At 66.2% G+C, this 22,526-nt stretch carries 20 protein-coding genes; 8 read left to right on the top strand and 12 right to left on the bottom strand.

Annotation, left to right across the window (positions count from 1 at the left end; all coding sequences use genetic code 11):
• Positions 1-63: 63 nt before the first annotated feature.
• The 4 genes from OG326_RS16920 to OG326_RS16905 form a co-directional block, all read right to left on the bottom strand.
• Positions 64-2,424 (bottom strand): RelA/SpoT family protein, encoded by a 2,361-nt coding sequence (locus OG326_RS16920; RefSeq protein ID WP_327145599.1) that lies wholly within the window; start codon positions 2,422-2,424, stop codon positions 64-66.
• Between the two features lie 207 nt (positions 2,425-2,631).
• Positions 2,632-4,227 (bottom strand): ABC-F family ATP-binding cassette domain-containing protein, encoded by a 1,596-nt coding sequence (locus OG326_RS16915; RefSeq protein WP_327145598.1) that lies wholly within the window; start codon positions 4,225-4,227, stop codon positions 2,632-2,634.
• 182 nt (positions 4,228-4,409) lie between these two features.
• On the bottom strand, positions 4,410-4,931 hold the full coding sequence (locus OG326_RS16910) for an SRPBCC family protein (protein WP_327145597.1): 522 nt from the start codon (positions 4,929-4,931) through the stop codon (positions 4,410-4,412).
• A 48-nt stretch (positions 4,932-4,979) separates the two neighbouring features.
• Entirely contained in the window at positions 4,980-6,962 is a 1,983-nt protein-coding gene (locus OG326_RS16905; protein WP_327145596.1) for a peptidoglycan DD-metalloendopeptidase family protein, read from the bottom strand.
• Between the two features lie 150 nt (positions 6,963-7,112).
• Here OG326_RS16905 and OG326_RS16900 point away from each other — a divergent pair, with 150 nt between their 5' ends.
• Positions 7,113-7,400 carry a hypothetical protein gene (locus tag OG326_RS16900; RefSeq protein WP_327145595.1) on the top strand — a complete coding sequence of 96 codons (288 nt, stop codon included), beginning with the start codon at positions 7,113-7,115 and terminating at the stop codon, positions 7,398-7,400.
• Here OG326_RS16900 and OG326_RS16895 read toward each other — a convergent pair.
• Positions 7,397-8,590: a PucR family transcriptional regulator gene (locus OG326_RS16895; RefSeq protein WP_327145594.1), complete on the bottom strand. Its 1,194-nt coding sequence runs from the start codon at positions 8,588-8,590 to the stop codon at positions 7,397-7,399. The two genes, OG326_RS16900 and OG326_RS16895, sit on opposite strands and share 4 nt — an antisense overlap.
• A gap of 178 nt (positions 8,591-8,768) precedes the next feature.
• Here OG326_RS16895 and OG326_RS16890 point away from each other — a divergent pair, with 178 nt between their 5' ends.
• Positions 8,769-9,059: a hypothetical protein gene (locus tag OG326_RS16890; RefSeq protein WP_327145593.1), complete on the top strand. Its 291-nt coding sequence runs from the start codon at positions 8,769-8,771 to the stop codon at positions 9,057-9,059.
• A gap of 22 nt (positions 9,060-9,081) precedes the next feature.
• On the opposite strand, the gene OG326_RS16885 is transcribed toward OG326_RS16890, so the two are convergent.
• From OG326_RS16885 to yajC, 5 genes are all read right to left on the bottom strand, one after another.
• Positions 9,082-9,654, bottom strand: coding sequence for an adenine phosphoribosyltransferase (locus OG326_RS16885; RefSeq protein ID WP_327145592.1), 573 nt, complete (start codon positions 9,652-9,654; stop codon positions 9,082-9,084).
• A gap of 36 nt (positions 9,655-9,690) precedes the next feature.
• A complete protein-coding gene (locus tag OG326_RS16880) occupies positions 9,691-11,451 on the bottom strand; it encodes an ABC transporter substrate-binding protein (protein WP_442790967.1) in 1,761 nt (586 codons plus the stop codon).
• Between the two features lie 2 nt (positions 11,452-11,453).
• A complete protein-coding gene (gene secF, locus OG326_RS16875; protein ID WP_327145591.1) occupies positions 11,454-12,677 on the bottom strand; it encodes a protein translocase subunit SecF in 1,224 nt (407 codons plus the stop codon).
• A gap of 2 nt (positions 12,678-12,679) precedes the next feature.
• Positions 12,680-14,419, bottom strand: a complete 1,740-nt coding sequence (secD, locus tag OG326_RS16870) for a protein translocase subunit SecD (protein WP_327145590.1) — start codon at positions 14,417-14,419, stop codon at positions 12,680-12,682.
• Between the two features lie 97 nt (positions 14,420-14,516).
• Positions 14,517-14,885, bottom strand: coding sequence for a preprotein translocase subunit YajC (gene yajC, locus OG326_RS16865; protein ID WP_327145589.1), 369 nt, complete (start codon positions 14,883-14,885; stop codon positions 14,517-14,519).
• 165 nt (positions 14,886-15,050) lie between these two features.
• Between yajC and OG326_RS16860 the strand changes: the two genes are divergently transcribed.
• Positions 15,051-15,971 (top strand): helix-turn-helix domain-containing protein, encoded by a 921-nt coding sequence (locus OG326_RS16860; RefSeq protein ID WP_327145588.1) that lies wholly within the window; start codon positions 15,051-15,053, stop codon positions 15,969-15,971.
• A gap of 1 nt (position 15,972) precedes the next feature.
• Positions 15,973-16,503 (top strand): dihydrofolate reductase family protein, encoded by a 531-nt coding sequence (locus OG326_RS16855; RefSeq protein WP_327145587.1) that lies wholly within the window; start codon positions 15,973-15,975, stop codon positions 16,501-16,503.
• Between the two features lie 24 nt (positions 16,504-16,527).
• Here OG326_RS16855 and OG326_RS16850 read toward each other — a convergent pair whose 3' ends face one another.
• A complete protein-coding gene (locus OG326_RS16850; protein ID WP_327145586.1) occupies positions 16,528-18,021 on the bottom strand; it encodes a flavin-containing monooxygenase in 1,494 nt (497 codons plus the stop codon).
• 57 nt (positions 18,022-18,078) lie between these two features.
• On the opposite strand from OG326_RS16850, the gene OG326_RS16845 reads away from it, so the two are divergent.
• The 4 genes from OG326_RS16845 to OG326_RS16830 all read left to right on the top strand — a co-directional run bounded on the left by OG326_RS16845 (position 18,079) and on the right by OG326_RS16830 (position 21,366).
• Positions 18,079-18,750 carry a TetR/AcrR family transcriptional regulator gene (locus tag OG326_RS16845; protein WP_442790966.1) on the top strand — a complete coding sequence of 224 codons (672 nt, stop codon included), beginning with the start codon at positions 18,079-18,081 and terminating at the stop codon, positions 18,748-18,750.
• 82 nt (positions 18,751-18,832) lie between these two features.
• On the top strand, positions 18,833-19,393 hold the full coding sequence (locus OG326_RS16840; protein WP_327145585.1) for a DivIVA domain-containing protein: 561 nt from the start codon (positions 18,833-18,835) through the stop codon (positions 19,391-19,393).
• An 82-nt stretch (positions 19,394-19,475) separates the two neighbouring features.
• Positions 19,476-19,922, top strand: coding sequence for a hypothetical protein (locus OG326_RS16835; protein WP_327145584.1), 447 nt, complete (start codon positions 19,476-19,478; stop codon positions 19,920-19,922).
• 127 nt (positions 19,923-20,049) lie between these two features.
• The gene (locus tag OG326_RS16830) at positions 20,050-21,366 is read left to right on the top strand and encodes a DUF2254 domain-containing protein (RefSeq protein ID WP_327145583.1); all 1,317 of its coding nucleotides are present in this window, start codon (positions 20,050-20,052) and stop codon (positions 21,364-21,366) included.
• Positions 21,367-21,370: 4 nt separating this feature from the next.
• Here the strand turns inward: OG326_RS16830 and OG326_RS16825 are convergent, their stop codons facing one another.
• Positions 21,371-22,507: an ABC transporter substrate-binding protein gene (locus tag OG326_RS16825; protein WP_327145582.1), complete on the bottom strand. Its 1,137-nt coding sequence runs from the start codon at positions 22,505-22,507 to the stop codon at positions 21,371-21,373.
• Between the last annotated feature and the right edge of the window lie 19 nt (positions 22,508-22,526).

Here is a 22,526-nt window from a genome sequence, read left to right as displayed (position 1 = left end):
CGACCGCGCAGACGACTGCGCGGCGTCCTCCGGTCAGGGAGAACGCCGCGCGGCGAGAGCGGGTCAGGCGGCCGAGGTCACCCGGTAGACGTCGTAGACGCCTTCCACGTTTCGGACCACGTTGAGGAGGTGGCCGAGGTGTTTCGGGTCACCCATCTCGAAGGTGAACTTCGAAATGGCTACGCGGTCACCGGAAGTGGTGACTGCGGCGGAGAGGATATTGACCTTTTCGTCGGCCAGGACCTTGGTGACGTCCGAGAGCAGGCGGGTGCGGTCCAGGGCCTCGATCTGGATGGCGACCAGGAAGACCGAGGACGGGGACGGCGCCCATTTGACGTCGATGATCCGTTCCGGTTGCGCGCGAAGGGAATCGGCGTTGGTGCAATCGGTGCGGTGCACGCTGACCGCGCCGCCGCGGGTCACGAAGCCCATGATCTCGTCGCCGGGCACCGGGGTGCAGCACTTGGCGAGCTTGGACACGGTGCCGGGTGCGCCCGGAATCTCCACGCCCGCATCACCGGTGAGCCGCTGCCGCGACGGCACCGTGGACGGGGTGGAGCGTTCGGCGAGCTCGTTCTCGACATCGCTGACCCCGCCGAGCTGCGCCATGAGCCGCTGCACGACGTGGTGCGCCGACACCTGGTTCTCACCGACCGCGGTGTAGAGGGCGGAGATATCGGTGTAGTGCAGCTCGGCCGCGAGCGAGGTCATGGCATTGGCGCTCATGAGCCGCTGCAGCGGCAGTCCGGACCTGCGGACCTCCTTGGAGATCTGGTCCTTACCCGCTTCGAGAGCCTCCTCGCGGCGCTCCTTGGCGAACCACTGCCGGATCTTGGCCTTGGCGCGCGGCGAGACGACGAAGTTCGCCCAGTCCCGGGAGGGCCCGGCATTCTGCGCCTTCGAGGTGAAGATCTCGATGACCTCACCGTTCTCCAGCTGCCGTTCCAGCGCGACCAGCCGCCCGTTGACACGCGCACCGATGCAGCGGTGGCCGACCTCGGTGTGCACGGCATAGGCGAAGTCCACCGGGGTGGACTTCTGCGGAAGCGTGATGACCTCACCCTTGGGGGTGAAGACGAATATCTCCGGCGACTTCAGATCGAAGCGCAGCGACTCCAGGAATTCGGCCGGGTCCGCCGCCTCCCGCTGCCAGTCCAGCAGCTGCCGCATCCACGCCATATCGTCGACCTCGGTCGAGTCACTGGAGTGCTTGCCTTTGGTCTCCTTGTAGCGCCAGTGCGCGGCAATGCCGAACTCGGCCGTGCGGTGCATGTCCTGGGTGCGGATCTGCACCTCCAGCGGCTTGCCGTCCGGACCGACCACGGTCGTGTGCAACGACTGGTAGACGCCGTAGCGCGGCTGCGCGATGTAATCCTTGAAGCGCCCGGCCATGGGCTGCCACAGCGAATGCACCACGCCCACAGCGGCATAGCAGTCCCGCACCTCATCGCAGAGGATGCGAATACCCACCAGGTCATGGATGTCGTCGAAGTCCTTACCCTTGACGATCATCTTCTGATAGATGGACCAGTAGTGCTTGGGGCGACCCTCGACGATCGCATTGATGCCGTTCCCGGTCAGGCTGCTGACGATCTCGGACCGCACCTTGGCCAGGTACGTGTCACGTGAGGGCGCGCGGTCGGCGACCAGGCGCACGATCTCGTCGTACTTCTTGGGGTGCAGAATCGCGAAGGCGAGGTCCTCCAGCTCCCATTTGACCGTGGCCATACCGAGCCGGTGCGCCAGCGGGGCGATCACCTCGAGGGTTTCGCGCGCCTTCTTGGCCTGCTTCTCCGGCGGCAGGAAGCGCATGGTGCGCATATTGTGCAGCCGGTCGGCGACCTTGATCACCAGCACGCGCGGGTCCCGCGCCATGGCGATGATCATCTTGCGGATGGTCTCGGCCTCGGCGGCAGCGCCCAGATTGACCTTGTCCAGCTTGGTGACGCCGTCGACCAGGTGCGCGACCTCGGTGCCGAACTCCTCGGTCAGATCCTCCAGCGCGTAGCCGGTGTCCTCGACCGTGTCGTGCAGCAGGGCCGCCACCAGCGTGGTGGTGTCCATGCCGAGCTCGGCCAGAATATTCGCGACGGCCAGCGGATGCGTGATGTACGGATCGCCGGACTTACGGAACTGGTGCTGGTGCTTCTCGTCGGCGACGTCGAAAGCCCGTTGCAGCAGAGCGAGATTCGCCTTCGGGTACAGCTCACGGTGCACGGTGGCCAGCGGCTCGAGCACCGGTTTGACGGCAGCGATGCCACGCTGCCCGGTCATGCGGCGGGCGAGGCGGGCGCGCACCCGGCGGGATGCGGAGGTGGGGACAGCGGCCGAGGCGGGACGCACAGGAGCGCCGGGCTGTGGAGCAGCGGCTGCGCCGTTCTCCTCCGATTGCCCGGCGTTCGCCTGCTCCAGATTCTGTGTCATGCCACCACCTCTCCCGGCCTCGATCGGAACACCGTACCGGACCGTCCAACCACGTAGACCACCTACTTTAGTCCTGGAAACGTTTCGAGACCGGAACGCCGAACGCCGCCCACCCGGACCTGGCCGGAGAGATGAACCCTACTCTCTCCCGCACCGTCTTCGACGCGGCATTGCGTCCGGATTGCTCCGATCTCGAAACGGCATCCCTCAGCTGACCTGGACATCCGTCAGACCCTCCGCGGTGAGCTCCACGCGGCGCGTCACGCCGATCTCCGCGAGGAAGCGCGGATCGTGACTGACCACGATGAGCGCGCCCTGGAACGCCGCCAACGCCTCGGTGAGATGGCGCAGGCTCGGCAGGTCCAGATTATTGGTCGGCTCATCGAGCAGCAGCAGCCGCGGCGCGGGCTCGGCCAGCAGGATCATGGCCAGGGCCGCCCGCAGCCGCTCACCGCCCGACAGCGCGCCGGCGGGGATATCGGCATCGGACCCGCGGAACAGGAAGCGGGCCAGCTGGGCGCGAATCCGCTCCGCCGAGGCATGCGGTGCGGTGACGGCGACATTCTCGAATACCGACAGTTCCTCGTCGAAGACATCGAGTCGCTGTGGCAGCAACCGCCACGGCACCCTCGGTGGTTCCGCGCAGATACGTTGCAGCAGAGTCGTTTTGCCGACGCCATTGCGGCCGGTCAAGGCAATGCGCTCCGGGCCCGTGACCTTCAGCGTCACGGCCGGACCGCAGGCCAGCACCACCTCGTCGAGCTCGATCACGTCCTGCCCCGGATAGAGCCTGGTATCGGGCAATTCGATGCGGATCTCCCGGTCGTCGCGCAGTTTCTCCTGCGCTTCGGTGAGCTGATCCTTCGCCTCCTCCAGTTTGCCTATCTGGCCGTTGCGCAGCTTTCCGGCCGAGACCTGCGCCTGGCGTTTACGTTCGTGCGCGATGATCTTCGGAACCCGTTTCTGCTCCTCCGCCTTGTTGCCGAAGCGCAGCCTGCGGTCGAGTTTGATGCGGGTCTCGATCAGCTCGCGCGCCTGCTTGCGCACATCACCGCGAGCATCCCGGATGCTCGCGCGAGCGGTCTCCTGCTCGGCCGCGACAATGCGCTCGTACTCGCTGAAATTGCCGCCGAACAAACGGATTTCACCCTGCCGGAGCTCGGCGACGGCGTCGACGCGCTCGAGCAGTTCGCGATCGTGGCTGACGGTGAGCACGGTCCCGGAGAACTGCCCGACAACCTCGTAGAGGCGCTCGCGCGCCACCTGATCGAGATTGTTGGTCGGTTCGTCCAGCAGCAGCACCTCGGGTTCGCGCAGCAGCTCGACCACCAGGCCGAGCAGCACCGTCTCACCGCCGGACAGCGTGTCCAAACGACGATCCAGATGCGCGATATCGCCTGCGACATAGTGCAATCCGAGCCGGCCGAGCAGTGCCACCGCACGCTCCTCGATATCCCACCCCGCACCCACGGTGTCGAAGTCGGTCTCGAGACCAGCCCCGGTTTCGATGCGGTGCAACGCTTTCCGAATATCGGCGATGCCGAGCACCTCATCCACCCGCTGACCGGTGGCCAGCCCGAGGTCCTGCCGCAGATAGCCGAGCAGTCCGGGCACCGTGACCGAACCCCGCTGGGGGCGCAGTTCGCCGGTGATCAGGCGGAAAAGAGTGGATTTACCAGCACCATTGCTACCGACCAGGCCGATATGACCGGGCCCGAGCAGAGCATCGAGCCCCTCGAAGACAGGGGTGCCGTCCGGCCACACAAAGGTCAGATCGGACAGCGAAATAACGGGATATGACATACGGACTCCCAGCGGCAATCGCGAAAATGCGGTGCGCAACAACTGCGGACCACGCGGCGGTTACCTCAGGAAATCAACGCAATGTCTCCGATCGGACGGGGCTGGGAACGGCTCCCACGGTATCCAAGGTCAACGAGGCCGTGCAAGTACATATTTCGTGACCCGACTCTCACCGCCCGTGATCACCGAACTTCCACAACCTCGACCTGCTTCTGCTTCCACCTGCCGAGCGCCTTGCGGAGCAGCCGGACATACGGGGACCAGCGCGCGGGCCGCACCGGCGGGTGACCGACCGCAACGGCCATGCGGTCCAGCAGGTCCTCTATCATCGCGTCGTGCGACCAGCGGATGATCAGGCTCCACTGCAGCCGGCCGCGCAGGTCACGCGGGGTCGCGAGGACGGCATGCCGGAGTACACAGGCATTCGAACCGCTCTTCAGCACGTCGAAAGCGTGCGTGCCCACGAACGGCGATTCGGGACCGAAGGTGAATTCCACCCGCCGACCGGGTTGGTAGTTGGTGCAGGTGTATCGATTACGGCCGTGGCCGCCGTCCGCACCCTCCTCCAGCGGACGATCCAGAACCAGTGCAGGCCAGTCCGGGGCCGGCCAGACGGGATTGCCGGGTTCGGCCACACGGTCGAGCAGTGCGCCCGCGACCTCGGCGGGCACCGGCAGGGTGCGCAGGTGGACATTGCAAATCATCAGATCCCCCATCTTCTGTGCGCGTAGGACATTCACGTCCTACGCGCCTCACTGCCCGACGCGGCGGGCCTTCATACCGTTCTGCAACGGCACCTCGGCGACCACGCCGCCGGGTTCGGCGTGCAGCATGCGGCCGTCGCCGGTGTAGACGCCGACGGTAGCGGGGCCGCGGACTCCGAAATTGCCGAAGACCAGGTCACCGGCTTGTGCCTTGATCAGCGGGATCTCTACGCCCTGTTCCCACTGCTGTTCGGCAGTGCCGGGGAGGGTGATGGCGCCACCGCTCGCGGCGAAGACCGAGGCCGCGGTGAAACCGGGTTCGTCGAAACCGCCGTTGGACGGGCCCTGGGCGCCGCCGCCGCCGAAAACGTAACGGGTGCCGAGCCATTGCTCACCGGCGGAGACGACCTGCGGGCCGAGGGATGCGGAGGTATTCGGCTGGAATCGGCCTTCGCTGCCCATGCTGCGGAAATTCGCTTCGGCCGCAAGAATATTCGTGACGTAGGGGCGGGTTTCGGTGAAGTGCGCGGCCACCTGGTTGGGCATGCCGCCCGAGGCCAGCACCGCGCCCTCGCCCGCGTTGTAGGCGGCGAGGGACAGGGCCGCCACGTCGCCGGTCACCTTGCCCTCGTTCTCCCAGCCCTGAATCTTCTGCGCGAGGGCGCACATATACCGGCCCTGGCCGATGATGGCGTCGCCGTCGTCCCAGACGCTGGCGGTGCCATTGCCGTCCGCGTCGATCACATACGGCTGTCCGTCGGGGGCCAGTGAGGCCGCGGTACCCGGCAGGAACTGCGCCAAGCCTTGCGCACCGGCGGGTGAGGTGAGCCCGCGGTGGAAACCCGATTCCTGCTGACCCTGTGCGGCCAGCAGCGAAGCGCTGATCTGCGGGCACAGCGATCCGGCGCGCCGGTACCAGATCTCGAGCTCGGGCGGCACCTTACCGGGCGCGAGATTGCCTCCGGCGGAACCGAATCCGTTCTCACAGGTGGGTGTGGTACCGGCGGTGGGCAGTGCCGAACCGGCCAGCCACGGCATCGGGTCGACCTGTTTTCCACCGGTCAGCCGGCCACCGGGCACCACCTCGAAATGCAGGTGGGGACCGGTGGATTCACCATTGGAGCCGACATCGGCGATGTGCTGGCCCATGGTCACGATATCGCCGGTGTGCACGTGGATACCGGACTCGTACATATGCCCGTACACCGTGGAGTAGCGCTTACCGCTCTCGTCGATCGAGTCGATGACCACCCAGTCACCGAAACCCGAAGCCGGACCGGACGCGACGACCAGACCATCGGAGGCGGCGTAGATCGGGGTGCCCGCGGCGCCGGCGAAGTCGACGCCCATATGGGTGCCGCCGCGCGCGCCGAAGACATCGGAGATGGTGAAAGTGCCTGCCGCCATGGGGTATTGACGCCGTCCCGCACCGGTCAGCTTGCCCGCCTCATTGACCGGTCCCGGCATCGAGGCCAGCGAAACCTCCGGCGGCGCACTGACCGTCGAGGTGGCGACGACGGATTTGATGGTCACCTGGACCCGATCCATGTGATTGCGCACCGGATCGCCGCGATCCTCCATGGGCGTCCACTGGGTGCCGTTGGCCGCGTCGGGAGTCCAGCTGCGCTGCTTCCACAGGACGTAGTCGATGTGGAAGTTGGCCGCGCTCTGCTGCAGGAAGGCGACGATGGCATCACCCTTGGCCTGATCGCTGCCGACGATGAATTCGACGGCCCGGCCTTCCCGGTGGTCCGGATAGGCGTCGTCGGCGACCACGCCGCGCATATCCATCATGCCGAAACGTGCGACCACACAGCGCAGTGCGCGCAGCGCGCCGTCCTGTAAACCGGCCTCGGCGGCCGCTCCGGTGGCCGGGCAATTGGGTTCGGTGAGCGCCTGGGTGGTCGAGGGCACCACCGGTGTGCCCGCGCCGCAGGTCTCTTCGCTCGAGGGCAGAATAATGACCAGGAGCAGCAGCAGAACCATCCCGGCGAGGCCGACGGCGCCGACGATGAGGGCCTTGGCCTTCACGCTGGAATACTCACGGCCGCCGCAGAGGTCACGGAAACATCATGCCATGGCGTACACATGCTTTCGTGGAGCAAACACAGCAGGAGCACGACACTGTTTCGACACGCGCTGACGCCGTTTCGAGCGGCACACATCGGGCATTCCAGGCTGATGCCGTACGTCACGCGCAATGAGGCCACCGCCGCCCGAATCATCGGCGGGGTCGGAGCACTGTTCGCCCTCATCGAGGGCGTGTATATCTTGCTGCTGGTACTGGGGGCCGATCAGGCCAATCGGTTCTTCGTCTTCATCAAATCCTGGGCCGAGCCCCTGGCGCTGTTCTTCCCGGGACTGTTCCACACCGGCAACGGCACCATCGACATCATCCTGAATTATGGTCTGGCGGCTATCTTCTGGCTTGTTGTCACCGGTTTCATCGCCCGGATGGTGGCCCGCTAGAGGTCGGCGGCGGCGAGGTCGAAGGCGGTCAGGGCCGCGGCGAACAGCGGCGCGTGCTCGGACCGGCCCGGATCGTAGCCGGTCAGGGTCGCAATGCGGTTCAATCGGTAGTTCAGCGTATTACGGTGCACCACCAGGGACTCCGCGGCCGCGACCCGATTGTGGTCGTGCGTGAGATAGGCGCGCAGGGCCTGCATGAGATGCGGGTGCGCGGTCAAGGGATCGAGCAGGCCGAGCAGCCAGGCGCGGGCCGGACCCGGCCGCGCGAACTGATACTGCAGCGCCAGATCCGCCATGCGATACACACCGGTCGGCCGGCCCAGTCCAATGGCCAGGCGCGCGATCTCACCGGCCTCCTCGGCCCGGGCCGGAATATCGGAAACCAGTGCGGCGGTGGCCGTTCCGGCGATCACCCGCACACCCGCCGCGGCCGCGATACCCGCGATCGCGGCATCCAGGCGCGCATCCGGTTCGGTCGCGGGCACCAGCGCCCAGCCGCCGGACCGATCCAGCACCGTCAGGGCCTGCGGCGACAGCTCGTCGATCTCGCCGTGAATGACCCGCATGGCGGGCCGGATTCCGTCGGTGACGCCGGGAACCTCGGCGGTGCGCAATGCCAGCACGTGATAGCGGCCGAGCGTGATACCGAAGCGCTCGGCCAGCAGTTCGGCGGGCTTACCCTGCAGGAGCGCCTGCGCCAGAGCGCGTTTCACCTCCCGCTGCTCCCAGTGCAGATCCTGGCGCTCGCGCAGATAGGACGCGGCGACGCCGGGCACCACCGCGCCCAGATAGCCGAGCAGCTGCGGCACAGCAGCGATCAGCGCATCCCGCTGCTCCGGTGTGCGCGCCCCGGCCGCCATGAAATTCCAGGCCGCCACCGCGCCCCGGTGGTACACCGCCAGCACCGCATCGAGCGGAATGCCCTCGCGCGCACGGCGTACCGCCGCCTCGATCATCTCGTCGAGGTCGGCCGCGCCCGGCTCCCGCTCCTCACTCAACAGGCGCACGAACAGGCGCAGATTGTCCTCGGAGCGCCGGATCAGGTCCTGTTCGACCCGCTCGGTGGGCAGCTGCTCATAGTCGGGAACCGCCCGCACCACGGCGGTCATCATCTCCCGCGCCACCTCGGGCAGATGGGCGGTCAGGAATTCTGTGAACGGTGCTGCCGACTCCCCCGGTGCAGTACTCATCTCGATATTGTGAGCGCGAACGAATCCGCCTGCACGGCAAACGGACACAGCAGGGCAATCCGGATAGCAGGCTGCTCACATCCTGTCATCCGAACAAACTGCACGCCCGCATAGTTTCCCGCGACCGACCGGTTCGCTCGTACCGTTTCGAGAAGCGCGGACAGGGCATTACCGCCCTATGCCTTATATGTACGACACCTACCGCGAGAGCGCCGCCGCCCGACTGATCGGCGGCCTCGGCGCTCTCTTCGCCATCATCCTCGTCGTCTATATTCTGCTGCTGGACTTCGGCGCGGATCAGACGAACCGGTTCTTCACCTTCATCAAGTCGGTGGCCGAACCACTTGCCCTGTTCTTCCCCGGCCTGTTCCACACCGGAACACCCCATCTGGACATTGCCGTGAATTACGGTCTCGCCGCACTCTTCTGGCTGGTCGTCACCGGGATCATCGCCCGCATCGTCGCCTGAGCGGCGACCGCGCGGGTTCGGATCAGAGCGTGACGATCGAGGTCAGCGGGTAGTCGCCCTGCTTCGATCGGCCGTCGAGGAAGCCCAGTTCCAGCACCACGGCCGCGGCCATGACCTCGGCGCCGGCCGCCTGGAACAGCGCCGCGGCGGCGGCGAGCGTACCACCGGTAGCGAGGACGTCGTCGAGGAGCAGCACTCGGCGGCCCTTCAGCTCGATGCCGTCGGCCGGGATTTCCAGTGCGGCCGAACCGTATTCGAGGGTGTACTCGCGGCTGATCACCGGCGGCGGCAGCTTGCCCGCCTTGCGCACCGCCACCACACCGGTGCCGAGCACCGCGGCCACGCCCGCGCCCAGCAGGAAGCCGCGCGCGTCGATGCCCGCCACCAGATCCGCGTCCGGTGCGCAGGCGGCACAGCAGTCGAGCACCGTGCGGAAGCCCTCGGCATCGGCGAATACCGGCGTCAGGTCGGCGAAACGCACTCCCGGAGTCGGGAAGTCGTCATGCCAGCGGGTCAGCCGCTGTACGGCTTCGGCCGCTCGGGCGGTGCGCTGACCGACGGTCTCATCGGTATCCACCATTCCATGCTTGCTCATCTACACCCGCTCCTCTTCACCACGCCACCGCGGTCTTTACCGCTCCAGCACCCAGCGATCCATATTCCAGCCCGCACCTGCCTTGGTGGGGCTGGCGACGCCGTTCCGCATGCCGTCACCGAACGCGATGGTGCGCGGGGTGGCGAACAGGGGAATCGACGGCATCTCGTTCCACAGCAGGTTTTCCTGCTCGTTCAGCAGATTCAGCACGGTGGTCGAGTTGTCCTCCGCCGCAAGCTGATCCGCGATGGCATCGTAGCGACCGTTGCCGTACCTATTGAAATTCAAGCCCTGACCTGTGTGCAACGCCGCAATCGCGTCGGTGGCCGACAGCGATCCGGAGGGCCCCGGCATGGCGGCCGTACCACCCAGAATCGCGTCCACCTTGCCGTCGGTGAGCTGCTGCGCCGAGAAGTCCGGCGTCCCCGCGTCGACCACGGTGATACCGGCGCCCTTGCAGGAGTCGGCGATCATGGCGACGGTCTGCGCGCGCCGATCATCCGGGCGCAGATAGCCGATGCGCACCGTCTGATTCTGCAGTCCGGCCCCGCTCGCGGCCTGGGTGGCCGCGGCGACATCGGCGTTCTTGTACTTGTCGGCCGCACCGGCGATCGCCCCGTAGTACAGCGAATCCTGCGGCACGGTACGGGAATTCAGCGGACCCGAGCCGAGGCCGGCATCCACCTTGTAACCGGGGTGGCCGAGCTTGTCGAACAGCGCCTGCCGCGGTACGCACAGGGCGAACGCGCGCCGCGCGGCGGCATTGCCGAAGACGCCGCCGGTGCTCAGCACCAGCTGCTCCACACCGCGACCGGGGTAGTTCTCGGCCGAGAACCCGCCCGGAGTGCCGTCGCCGAGCGCGCCCGTGCCCACATCGAGCACCCCGACGGCCTTGGCCGAGACCTTGGCCTTGAGATCGGTGTTCTTGTCCCACACCACAATGCGCGGCGTCTTGGCCGGATTACCCCACCAGTGCTCGTTCTTCACCAGTACCAGACCGTCCTTGTCATCGAAGGATTCGATCCGGTACGGGCCGGAGGACGGCAGCACCGTGACGTTCAGCTTGCCGGGGGTGAGCTTCCAGCCGTTGTTCCAGAAATCGGCGATGCGCTCGGCGGTCGCCTGATCACCCGATTGCAGGGGCGCCACCACATTCGGCGCCTGCACCGCCGTGGCCACAACATGCGCGGGCATCAGCTCGGAGGCATTGAACAGCGTCTTCCAGGCCGAATAGTGCCGGCCCGGCCGGAACACCACGGTGGCGTCCTTGGATCCGGGTGTGCAATCCACCCGCTCGATATCGGCGTACCCGGCGGTGCTCGCGGCATCGAACATCGGAATCGGGCCGCCCGGACCGGCTTTGGTGAACCGGCCGCTGCGCGCGGCCCACGCCATCACCAGATCGTCACAGGACGTGGGTGTGCCGTCGGAGTACTTACCGTCCGGATTCAACCGGTACTGGATGGTCTGGGCATCGCCCGGGACCTCCTTGGCGGTACCGGTATCGGTGTCCGCCACCGGCTGCCCGTCCGGACCGGTGTAGAAGAACCCGGTCAGGACGCGCGAGAACACCGCCGCCGCACCACTTTCGGCGCCCAGCGTGCTGCCGCCGTTGTAACTGGCGACAACCGTGTCCACGCCGTACCCGATGGACGGGACCTGATTCTTCCCGGCGCAGCCCGTCACCATGCCCGCGGCGACTGCACCGGCGAGCACGACGACGGCACTGCGGCGAGCCGCGAAATAACTACGGTGGCGGTCCTTCTTGTTGACCACCGACGGCGACCCCCTGCGCATGCTCAGTGCCTCTTCTTGGTTCGTTTCCCGCTCGGCCGAGTTCCAGGTCGCGGTCCCTCACCACCGCGCGGACGCGAGGCGGAGGCTTCCCGCCCGGCACCGACGGTGACGGGACGGCTGGCCGCATCCGCACGCTGCGCGGCCGCATCGGTCGCCCGTCCGGTCAGCGCACCGCTGCGGCGGGCGAGCACCTTCTTGGTGTGTGCGGCCACCGGGCCGAAGCGCTCCTTGATTGTCACCAGCAGCGGCACCGCGAAGAAGATCGACGAGTACGCGCCGACGATCATACCGACCAGCTGCACCAGCGCCAGATCCTTGAGCGTGCCCACACCGAGCAGCCAGACCGCGATGACCAGCATGCCGATGATCGGCAGAATGCCGATGACGGTGGTGTTGATCGAGCGCATCAGGGTCTGGTTGGCGGCGAGGTTCGCCTTCTCCGCGTAGGTGTGCTTGGTCAGGTTCAGCACGCCGTCGGTGTTCTCCTCGACCTTGTCGAAGACGACGACATTGTCGTAGAGCACATAGCCGAGAATCGTGAGCAGGCCGATGACCGCCGCGGGCGTCACCTCGAAACCGACGAGCGAGTAGATGCCCGCTGTCACAACGAGATTGAAGAACAGCGAGCCGATCGCCGCGATCGACATATCGCGTTCGAAGCGAATCGCGATGTAGATCATCGTCAGCAAAACGAAGACGCCCAGCGCCAGCAGCGCCTTGTGGGTGACCTGGCCACCCCAGGTCTCACTGATCTCGGCGGTACTGATGGCGTTCATATTCGGCTGCCCGTTGGAGTCCTTCGGCTTGAACGCGGTGAACAGCGCGTTCTGCAGCGTGTCGGTCTGCTCCCGGGACAGCGTGTCGGAGCGGATCTGAATGGTCGCGGCCGAACCCGAACCGACCTTCTGCACCGTCACGGCGTCATGGCCGAGGGCCTGGTTGTAGACCTTCTCCACCTGCGAGGTGGTGACACCGTCCGCGGGCAACTGGATCCGGGAACCACCGGCGAAGTCGATGCCGAGGGTGAAACCGCGAATCGAGATGCTCAGGATGGCGATCAGCAGCAGTACCGCCGCCACACCGTAGAACAGCTTGCGCCGGCCGACGATCTCGAATCCGCCGGTGCCGGTGTAGAGCCGCTCGAACAGACTGTGTTTCTTGGTGCTCTTGTCCGACTCGTAGTCGAGTTCGGAATCGGTATCGATTACGGAGCTGGTATCGCGCATGATCACGCCTCCTTCACCAGAACGCCGGACGCCACCTTGCGTTCACGGGCGAGTTCGGTCACCGCACCGAGACCGTTGACCGACGGCTTCGCCCAGAAGGCCGAGCGCGACGCCAGCATCAACAGCGGCGAGGTGACCAGGTACAGCACGATGATGTCGAGCACCGTGGTCAGACCCAGGGTGAAGGCGAAGCCCTTCACCTGGCCCGCGGCCAGCAGGTACAGCACCGCGGATGCGATGAGGCTGACCGTCTTACCCGACAGGTTGGTGCGCTGCGCGCGCTTCCAGCCGCGCGGTACCGCGGATCGGAAGCTCCGGCCACCGCGCATCTGGTCCTTGATGCGTTCGAAGAACACGACGAACGAGTCCGCCGTCAAACCGATACCGATGATCAAACCGGCGATACCCGCCAGATCCAGGGTGAATCCGATCCCCCTGCCCAGCAGCACGATCAGCAGATACACCGCCACACCGGCCGCGACCAGCGAGAAACCGGCCAGGAAGCCGAGCATTCGGTAGTAGAGCAGGCAGTACAGCAGCACCGCGATCAGGCCGACGGCGCCGGCGATCAGACCGGCGTGCAGGGAGGACAAACCCAGTGTGGCCGAGACGGTTTCGGCCTCGGAGGTCGCGAAGGACAGCGGCAGCGATCCGTACTTGAGGGTATTGCCGAGCTCCTGCGCGGTGGACTTGTTGATGCCCGTACCGGAGATGGAGGTGCTACCGCCGTACTGGCCACCCTGCTGTACGACCGGTGCGCTGACGACCTTCGTATCGAGCACGAAGGCCAGCTGCTTGTTGTAGAACTCGGTGGTCAGCTTGCCCCAGGTGTCGGCGCCGCCGGACTTGAAGTCCACATTGACGACCCACTTGGATTCCTTCTGCTCGAAGACTCCGGAGGCGTCCTTGATCTCCTGGCCGTCGAGGCGGCTCTTGTCCAGCAGATAGACCTGGCTGCCGTCGGTGCCACAGGCGACCAGCGGCAGGTTCGGATCGTCGTTGCCCTGCAACGGATCCGGCTTGGTGCAGTCCATGGTCAGCATGGCTTCCTGCTGAACCGTCTGATCGGTGCTCTGCCGCAGGGCTTTTGCGGCGGCGATCTCCTGCTGGGTCTGCTGCGGTGACGCGGGCGTCGGCGCCGGCACGGGAGCCGAGGGCGTGGTCGGCGCCTGCGCCGGGAATACCCGGTTCTGCGCGGCCGGGGCCTCGGAGGTGGTCGGCGGCGTCTGCGAATCGCTCGGCGCCACGGTTTCCGCCGGCGGCGCGGCGGGCTGCTGCTGCCCTGCGGCAGGCGACTGCGGCGCACCGGGCTGCTGTGCGGCGCCGGGCTGCTGGCCTACCGGCTTGCCGTCCTTCACCTGCGGGGCGATGGACTGGATCACGGGGCGGATGTACATCTTGGCGGTGGTGGCGAGGGCCTTGGCCTGCGCGCCGTTCTCACCCGGGACCGTGATCACCAGGTTGTCGCCATCGATCAGGACCTCGGAACCGGAGACACCCAGGCCGTTGACACGCTGCTCGATGATGCTCTGCGCTTGACGCAGACTGTCCTGGCTCGGTTTCCCGCCGTCCGGGGTACGCGGCGTCAGGGTGACACGGGTGCCGCCCTGTAGATCGATGCCGAGTTTGGGGCTGGCGGATTTGTCACCGGTGAAGAACACCAGGCCGAACATCACGGCCACCAGTGCGGCGTAGACGCCGAGCAGACGCAATGGATGCGCCGTTCCCTGGGAAGGTGGCACTGTACTTATCTCCTAGGCGGATTCGAGGTGGAACGAGCGGGCACACCGCAGCGCCGTCGGGCCACCGGATCGCGGAGGCCGACGGCGCGCGGGAATCTCAGTCCTTGGACAGCCGGGGGGCTTCGTCGGCGTTGTCGGACCCGGCCTCCGGAGCGTGATCGGACTCGGCTTCCGAAGCGGCGTCGGCCGAGGCTTCGGTCGTGGCGTCGGCATCCTCATTGCGGATCTCGCGAATGCTGGCACGCAGCCAGGTGGTGACGACGTCCTCGGCGATCTCGAGATCAACGGAGGTGTCATCGGCCTCGACCACGGTGCCGAACAGGCCCGACGTAGTGACGACGCGGTCGCCGACCTTCAGGGTGTCCTGCATCTCGATCACCTTGGCCTGTTCCCGCTTCTGGCGGCGGACGCCCAGGAACATCGGGATGAGCAAGGCAACCAGCAGCAGCGGCAGCAGAAGGTCCATCGTCGAAGTCAGCCCTTAATTTGAGTGGTCGAGTGGTCGTTTCCCAGACAGTCTGCCAGCTGAAGCTGAGATAGGCCGCGCCGACCTGTACTGGATTCGCCCAGGGCGAAGGACACAGCAAGATCGGTCAAGCGCCGCGGCGGGCGCTGCGGCCAGACTGATCGGGTGCACATCGGACGGGATCGACTCCGCGAACTGCTGGACGCGGTACTGGCAGAGGACAATTCGACACTCGGCGATATGGCGGCCGGCGCCTACGCCTCGCCGTTCCACTTCTCCCGGCAGTTCGCCCGCGGCACCGGCGAATCTCCGGTGGCGCTGCGGAGACGGGTGCTGCTGGAACGGGCGGCCTGGGAGCTGAGCCGGGGCGTGCGTGTCACCGACGTGGCATTCGCGGCCGGATACGAATCGGTGGAGGGGTTCAGCCGGGCATACAGCCGCGCCTACGGACATCCGCCGAGCAGTACCGGCCGCGAACGGTCGGCCCGGTGGCTACCGGCGGTGAACGGCGTCCACTTCCATCCGCCCATGTCGCTGTGGGTGCAGAGCGAACCGAAAGGACGGGCCGATATGGATCCGACCGCGATCATGCTGCATCAGGATCTGGATGACACCCGGGAGCTGCTGCATCTCGCGGCCGGACTGAGCGCGGACCGATACCGCCGGGTGCGGGCGCCGGGCTTCACGGTGATCCCGTGGTCCGGCGCCGAGGAGTCGCTGGCCGCGGTCCTGTTGCAGCTGGTGTGGACGAAACAGGTGTGGCTGGCGGCGGTGGAGGGTGCGGACAGTCCGGAGCAGCCGAGCGACGATCCGGCGGCGCTGCTCGAATGCTTCGAGGAGATCGGTCCCCGCTGGCTGGCGACGGTGCGCGAGATCGATTCGCGCGGGGGCTGGAACGACACGCTCATCGACGCGCTCTGCGATCCGCCGGAGAGTTTTGTGCTCGGCAGCGTGATCGCGCACGTGCTCACCTACTCCGCACACCGCCGACTGCTGGCACGGCAGTGGCTGGCCACCGAATTGCCCGATACCGCAACAGAACTCGGCCACGCAGATCCGATCATGTGGCTACGACAGAGAGGTTGAGATGTCCTTCACCACCTATTACACCGCCAGCAGTCTCGACGGGTTCATCGCCGACGCCGAGCATTCCCTGAGCTGGCTGCTCTCGCGCAAGAACGATAGCGACGGGCCGATGGGGTACAACGGGTTCATCGCCGAGATCGGCGCATTGGTCATGGGCGCCAATACCTATCGGTGGCTGCTCGACAACGAACCCGATACCTGGCCGTACGACATGCCGGCGTGGGTGATCACCCATCGGGAGTTCCCGCCGCAGCCGGGCCGCGATATCCGCTTCACCAGTGAATCCGTACCGGCCGTGCACGCGCAGATGGCAGCGGCGGCCGGGGACAAGAAGCTCTGGGTGGCGGGCGGCGGGGATCTGGCCGGGCAGTTCGCCGATCACGGACTGCTCGACGAGATCGTGGTGTCCTTCGCACCCGTCACGCTGGGTTCGGGTGCACCGCTGCTGCCGAGGCGGCTCGAGCTCACGCCCGTCGAGGTGGGATTGAACGGCGAACTCACCTGTGCCCGCTATGCGGTCGTGCGCGACTGACGGCCGCGCACGACCCGCACCGACTCAGGCCGACTGCGTCCCGTAGGTGTAATCGTCGAGCGGGAAGGTCACCGCTTCGCGGTGCGCGTTCAGCGTGCTGGTGGGACGCAGCAGCGCCGCCTCACCGTGCTGGTTGTAGTAGTAGCTGCGCGCGGTGGAGCACTGGCCGCTGTAGAACACCGAGGAGTCCAGCTTGTCGGTGACCCGGTCCAGGAATCCGGCATTGGCCGCCTCATTGACCTCGAAGACCTGCTCGCCGCGACGGTTCATCTCACCGAAGAGCCGGCCCATATGCTTCATCTGGGCCTCGATGGTGGTGAAGTAGGACAGGCCGCTGTAGGAGTACGGGCTGTTGAGGCTGACGAAGTTCGGGAACTTCGGCACGGTGATGCCCTCGTAGGCCTGGAAGCGATTGTCGCGCCAGAACTTTCCGAGGTTGACGCCCTCGCGGCCGATGATCTCGATGGCCGGGAAGTTCACATCCCAGAGGTTGAAGCCGGTGGCCAGGATCAGGGTGTCGATCTCGGTCTTGTTGCCGTCGGCGGTGACGATGCCGTCGGGCTCGATGTGGTCGATGGAGTTGGTCTCCAGGCGCACATGCGGTTCGTTGAAGGTCTTGAAGTACAGGTTCGAGAAGGTGGGACGCTTGCAGCCGAAATCGTAATCCGGCGTGAGCTTCTTCCGAGTTTCCTTATCCTTCACCGAGGTCCGCAGATGCGCCTTGGCCAGTGCGGCGGCGGCCTTGTTCAACGGCTTGGCCTGCTTGAAGTGCAGCACGCCGACGACCATGAGGGCCTCCAGCGCGGTGGTATTGGCCAGCCGGGCGGCCTTCTGCGTCAAAGGAACTCGCGCGAAGAGCGACTGCACCGACTTGGAGATGGCGACGTCGACCTTGGGCACCACCCAGATGGGGGTGCGCTGGAAGACGGTGAGCGCCTGCACCTTCTTGGCGACCTCCGGAATCAGCTGCACGGCAGTGGCTCCGGTGCCGATGATGGCGGCCTTGCGATCGGTGAGATCGAAGTCGTTCTCCCACCGGGTGGTGTGGATGATCTTGCCCTTGAAGGTGTCGATCCCCGGGAACGGCGGTGTGTAGGGCTGCGACAGGAAGCCGGTGGCGGTCAGCAGGTAACGGCCGGTGAGGGATTCGCCGTTCTCGATGGCGACGACCCAGTGCTGCTGCTCCTCGTCCCAGCGCGCTCCCCCGACCACGGTGTCGAAGCGCATGCGCCGGCGCAGGTCGTACTTGTCGGCCACGTGCTCGGCGTACTTCTTGAGCTCGGCGCCCGGCGCGAACAGTCGCGACCAGTTCGGGTTCGGCTCGAAAGAGTAGGAGTAGGTGACCGAGGCGATGTCCACGGCCAGGCCCGGATAGTGATTGACGTGCCAGGTGCCGCCGAGGTCGTCCTCGCGCTCCAGGATCACGAAATTGCTCAGACCGAGCCGATCCAATTCGATGCCCGCGCCCATGCCGCCGAAACCCGCACCGACCACGATGGCGTCGTACTGAGGTGCCACGCCGAACCTCCCTGAAAGCTGCGGCCCACAAGAGCCCTGTGACTCAGTTGTCACGGAATGACATCTCATTCCGTTTGTGAACACCGTATCATCGGCCTGGTGACGAAGCCATCCTCCCGAGTCGAACGGCGTAAGGCCGAGCTCCGCCAGGAGATCATCGATACCGCGTTCGCCTGCTTCGCCGAGAAGGGCTATCACGCCACCGGCATTGCCGATATCGCCAATGAGCTGGGCATCGGGCACGGCACCTTCTACCGGTACTTCGCCAATAAGCGCGACATCATCGATCACGTCATCGATGACCTGGCCGCCCGCATCGTGGAGGCGCTGGGCACCGAGAACGCACCCGACGCGGCCGAGAGCCTGGAGGCGTACCGGGGTCAGCTCGAGCGCATCGGGGTGGCGCTCAACAGCATCTTCCTCGAGGATCGCCGGGTGGCGCAGCTGCTGCTGTTCCAGGCCACCGGCATCGACGCCGAACTGACCATGCGGTTGTACGGATTGCTCGATACCGCGGACGCATTGACCACGGCCTATCTGGAACACGGTGTGGAACAGGGGTATCTGCGCGCCGATCTGGACACCGTCAATACCGCGAAGGCCGTCACCGGCATGCTGCTGGCGGCGATCCTGCACGGGCTGCGCAATCCCGATCTCGACCAGGCCGCGGCCGACGGCCTCACCCAGGCCATTCGGCGGCTGCTCATCGACGGTGTGCGCAAGGACTGAATCCGCCACGCGCACACGGACTCACCCGACAAAGCGGATCCACCAGGGGCGGCGACGATTCGGACATGAGCACATTGGCACAATGACCGACGTGACCCCCGAGGACGTTCGCCGCAGGCACTTCGGCACAGCACCGTTCGGGCACCACGGCTATCACCCCGCCCAGGTGGACGCCTTCCGAACACGTATCGCCGACACCATGATCGGTCACGATCACCTCAGCACCGCCGATATCCGGCTGGTCGAATTCGACGACGCCCCGCGCGGGCATCGTGGCTACGACATCCAGCAGGTGGACGAATTCCTGGATCAGGCCTGTCTGGAATTGGAGGTCGTGCGCCGCGGCTGCCACCGGGTGCCGACGGGTCGCGACCGGGATCGCCTCACGGTCGATGATGTGCTGCGCGTCCAGTTCTCCGCTCCCCCGTTCGGCCTGACCGGTTATGCGGCCGAGGAGGTGGGCGCCTTCCTCGATCGCCTGGCGGCCACCCTCGCCCACGACGGTCCGAACGGTCTCACCGCGGAAGATGTGCGGGGCACGGCTTTTCACACCGCACCCGGCGGTACCGCCGCTTATCACCGCGAAGAGGTCGATGCCTTCCTCGACCTGGTGGCGCATCAGCTGGAGAAGACCTCGCGCTGATTTCGGGGATCCACATTTATCGTTGGCGCGACCATCAATCTCGGAGTAGCGTTGGTGTCACCAACGTTTCTTGGAGGTTCCCATGACCCAGAATTCCGCGCCGCGGCCGAGCCTCGGCCGCGCACTCGGCGAAACCGCGCACCGGATCAAAAAGCTGCACGACCGCGCACTGGCGGACCAGCACACCGATTTCCCCACCTGGATGCTGTTCACGCTGCTGAGCGAACGGGGCCCCGCCCTGCCCCTCACCGTGGTGACCGCCGAGCTCGATCAGCGCATGGATCTGCCTCGGCCACAGGTCATCAGCCTGCTGGAGCGCATCGCGCCGACCGGCGACATCGTATTCGACACCGCGGCGGCGACGGTGGAGCTCACGGCGGAGGGTGCGGCGCACTTCAAGCAGATGTACACCCACGCAAGGCAATTGACCGATGCCGCGCTCGCCGATATCGACCCGGCCCTGGCCGAAGCCGCGATCACCATGCTGCTGCGGGCGGGTGAGCGGGCGAGCGCACTGCTCGACGCGTAGCTCCCGGCACGGATCGCGGAAGGGGCGCTCATACCTCCCTTCCGCGTTCCGCGCGTATAGATTTCATCAAGGTACGGCGAGGAGTGTGGCCGGCACGTCAACTCATCGATCCAGCTGGAGGCGCACCGTGCGCGGTATCAATCCCGAATGGGACCGGCGGCGGGATACGCTGCGAACGAATCTGTGGTTCGTGCCCACCATCGAAGTGCTGGGCGCGGTACTGATATTCGTCCTCACCTACGGCCTGGACCGGGCGACCTTCCGGGGTGAGTTCGGGATTCCCTCCTGGGTCATCGGCGGCACGCCCGATGCCGCACGGCAGGTCCTCACCGCGATCGCGGCCGCCATCATCACGGTGGTCGGCGTGGTCTTCTCGATCACGATCGTCGCGCTGACGCTGGCCTCGACACAATTCGGCCCGCGCATGCTGCGCAACTTCATTCGCGATCGCGGCACGCAGCTGACCCTCGGAACCTTCGTGGCGACGTTCGTCTATACGGTCGCGACGCTGGTGGTGGTCGGGCCGGAGTTCGTGCCGCACATCAGCACCACGGTGGCCATCGCCTCGCTGGTGCTCGATCTGGTGGTGCTGATCTACTTCATCAATCACATCGCGCAGGAGATCCAGCTGCCCAGGGTGATCGCCGGGATCGCACGCGATGTCTCCCTCGCGACGGCCGCGTATACCGATGGCATCGCCTCCAACACGGGCATCGAGACCGGGCCCTCGTCCGCCGAATTGCTGGCGCTGATGGGCGAATCCGGTGGTCCGGTGCGCACGGCCACCAGTGGGTATCTGCAGTACATCCGCTATGAGAAGCTGGTTCACATTGCCGAGAAGGCCGATGCGGTCATCCATTTGCCTTACCGCCCAGGACATTTCCTCACCGAGGGACAGGTCATGGCCATGGTGTGGCCGGCCTCGGCGGCCGAGGTGGTGGCGGTCAAGCTCGATCGGGGTCATGTGGCCGGGCCGACACGCACGCTCACCCAGGACATTTCCTTCGGCATCGACCAGCTGGTCGAGATCGCGCTGCGCGCGCTGTCACTTGCGGTGAACGACACCTTCACCGTCATGACATGTATCGACTGGCTGGGTGACTGCCTGTCCCGGCTGGCGGTCTCCTGGGATCCCCTGCCGGTGCGGCGATCCCGTGACGGGCGGATCCGGGTGATCGCCGAGCAGGTGAGCTACGAGCGGCTGGTGCAGCGGTCCTTCGAGAAGATTCGGCAGGCGGGAATCGGTATGCCCGCCATTATGATTCGCCAGCTCGACGCGCTCACCCAGATCATGGATCGGACGAGCGCGCCGGAGCGGCAGCGGGTGCTGATGGATCAGGCGGAAATGATCGAGCGGTCGGTGGCCGATTCGGTGCCGGAGCAATCCGATCGCGACGATATTCTGCGCCGCTGCCAGGCCCTGCGCGAGCTCATGACCGCCTGAGCGCTCAGCCCTGGGTCTTCAATCCCTTTGTGGGGTCGATGAATTCATTGGTGACCAGATCCTTCGCGGCGAGACCGTCGGGGACCTGCTGACCCTGGCTGTGCAGGATCGGGGTGACCGCCGCGATGACACGGTCGATGCGGGCGGTGTCGAAATTGCCGAGGGTATTGCCGGGCCCATTGGCGATGATCTTGTCCGCCAGTTGGACTTTGACGGAGTCGGTATTGGCCGCCGCGGTCATGGGCGGGCCGTCGGGGATGGCCTGCGAGATGTGCAGCAGGGCCTGATTGGTGGGTTCGGGGTTGGCGGCGTAGTCGATCTGGGCCTGCTGCAGCATGGGGACGAGCTTCTGCAGGCAGGGGCGGAGCTTGTCGAGTTCACCGGTGCGCACCGACCACTGATGCGGGTAGATCTCGTAGCCGGACTGGGAGACCAGCAGGCTGCCGGTGGGCTTCTGCCAGCCCTTCACATCGTGTTCCCAGCGGTAGGGCTCATTGGAGACGTAGCCCTGCTGCATGACTCGGCCCTTTTCGGCGACGAAGCGGCTGGGGGTGCCGTCGTAGGAGGCGTCGAGCTGCTCCTTCTTCACATCACCGTTGGCGACGAGGTAGTCCATATAGGGCTTGCCCTCGGAGTACAGGATCGGCGCACCGCTGGCGGCCACGTCCTTCCACGTATTGATGTGGTAGGTCGCCGGATCCCACATGATGACCTGCGGGTTGGTCTGCAGCGAGGCGAAGACGCCGGTGAGCGGGAGTTTGGCCTCGGCCCGGATCTGCTCGTCGGTGGGCACCAGGCCCAGGGTGATGCTGGTGTCCTGGTACATCTGGGCCGGTACCGGCTGGCCGCCGAGGAACGGACCGCCCAGGCGCACTTCGACATTCACGCCGGTATCGCCGAGCGGGCCGACGTACGCGCCCTTCTTGGCGTCGACGGTGCCGTTGGGGCCGACGAGCTGATAGGCGGCAGCGCGCTCGGGAGTGGCGTACCAATCCGTCTGGATCACCACGGTGGCCGGACATACCCCGGCGAGGACACCCTGACCGGTCGGCTTGGGCGAGGAGGAGCTACCGCCGCAGGCCGCGAGCACAAGGCTGAGGCTGCCCGCGAGCGCGGCAGTGGCGAGGAGACGTTTCTTCACGAGCATTCCTAGGTTTGTC

It is taken from the genome of Nocardia sp. NBC_01327 (assembly GCF_035958815.1).
Classification (GTDB): Bacteria; Actinomycetota; Actinomycetes; order Mycobacteriales; family Mycobacteriaceae; genus Nocardia.
This window is presented reverse-complemented; position numbering and strand designations above follow the sequence as displayed.

Bases quoted from the DNA above. Each gene is read 5' to 3' on its own strand.
- OG326_RS16920 (WP_327145599.1), bottom strand. From the start codon at position 2,424: ATGACACAGAATCTGGAGCAGGCGAACGCCGGGCAATCGGAGGAGAAC.
- OG326_RS16915 (WP_327145598.1), bottom strand. From the start codon at position 4,227: ATGTCATATCCCGTTATTTCGCTGTCCGATCTGACCTTTGTGTGGCCG.
- OG326_RS16910 (WP_327145597.1), bottom strand. From the start codon at position 4,931: ATGATTTGCAATGTCCACCTGCGCACCCTGCCGGTGCCCGCCGAGGTC.
- OG326_RS16900 (WP_327145595.1), top strand. From the start codon at position 7,113: ATGCCGTACGTCACGCGCAATGAGGCCACCGCCGCCCGAATCATCGGC.
- OG326_RS16895 (WP_327145594.1), bottom strand. From the start codon at position 8,590: ATGAGTACTGCACCGGGGGAGTCGGCAGCACCGTTCACAGAATTCCTG.
- OG326_RS16890 (WP_327145593.1), top strand. From the start codon at position 8,769: ATGCCTTATATGTACGACACCTACCGCGAGAGCGCCGCCGCCCGACTG.
- OG326_RS16885 (WP_327145592.1), bottom strand. From the start codon at position 9,654: ATGAGCAAGCATGGAATGGTGGATACCGATGAGACCGTCGGTCAGCGC.
- OG326_RS16880 (WP_442790967.1), bottom strand. From the start codon at position 11,451: ATGCGCAGGGGGTCGCCGTCGGTGGTCAACAAGAAGGACCGCCACCGT.
- secF (WP_327145591.1), bottom strand. From the start codon at position 12,677: ATGCGCGATACCAGCTCCGTAATCGATACCGATTCCGAACTCGACTAC.
- yajC (WP_327145589.1), bottom strand. From the start codon at position 14,885: ATGGACCTTCTGCTGCCGCTGCTGCTGGTTGCCTTGCTCATCCCGATG.
- OG326_RS16855 (WP_327145587.1), top strand. From the start codon at position 15,973: ATGTCCTTCACCACCTATTACACCGCCAGCAGTCTCGACGGGTTCATC.
- OG326_RS16845 (WP_442790966.1), top strand. From the start codon at position 18,079: ATGACATCTCATTCCGTTTGTGAACACCGTATCATCGGCCTGGTGACG.
- OG326_RS16840 (WP_327145585.1), top strand. From the start codon at position 18,833: ATGACCGACGTGACCCCCGAGGACGTTCGCCGCAGGCACTTCGGCACA.
- OG326_RS16835 (WP_327145584.1), top strand. From the start codon at position 19,476: ATGACCCAGAATTCCGCGCCGCGGCCGAGCCTCGGCCGCGCACTCGGC.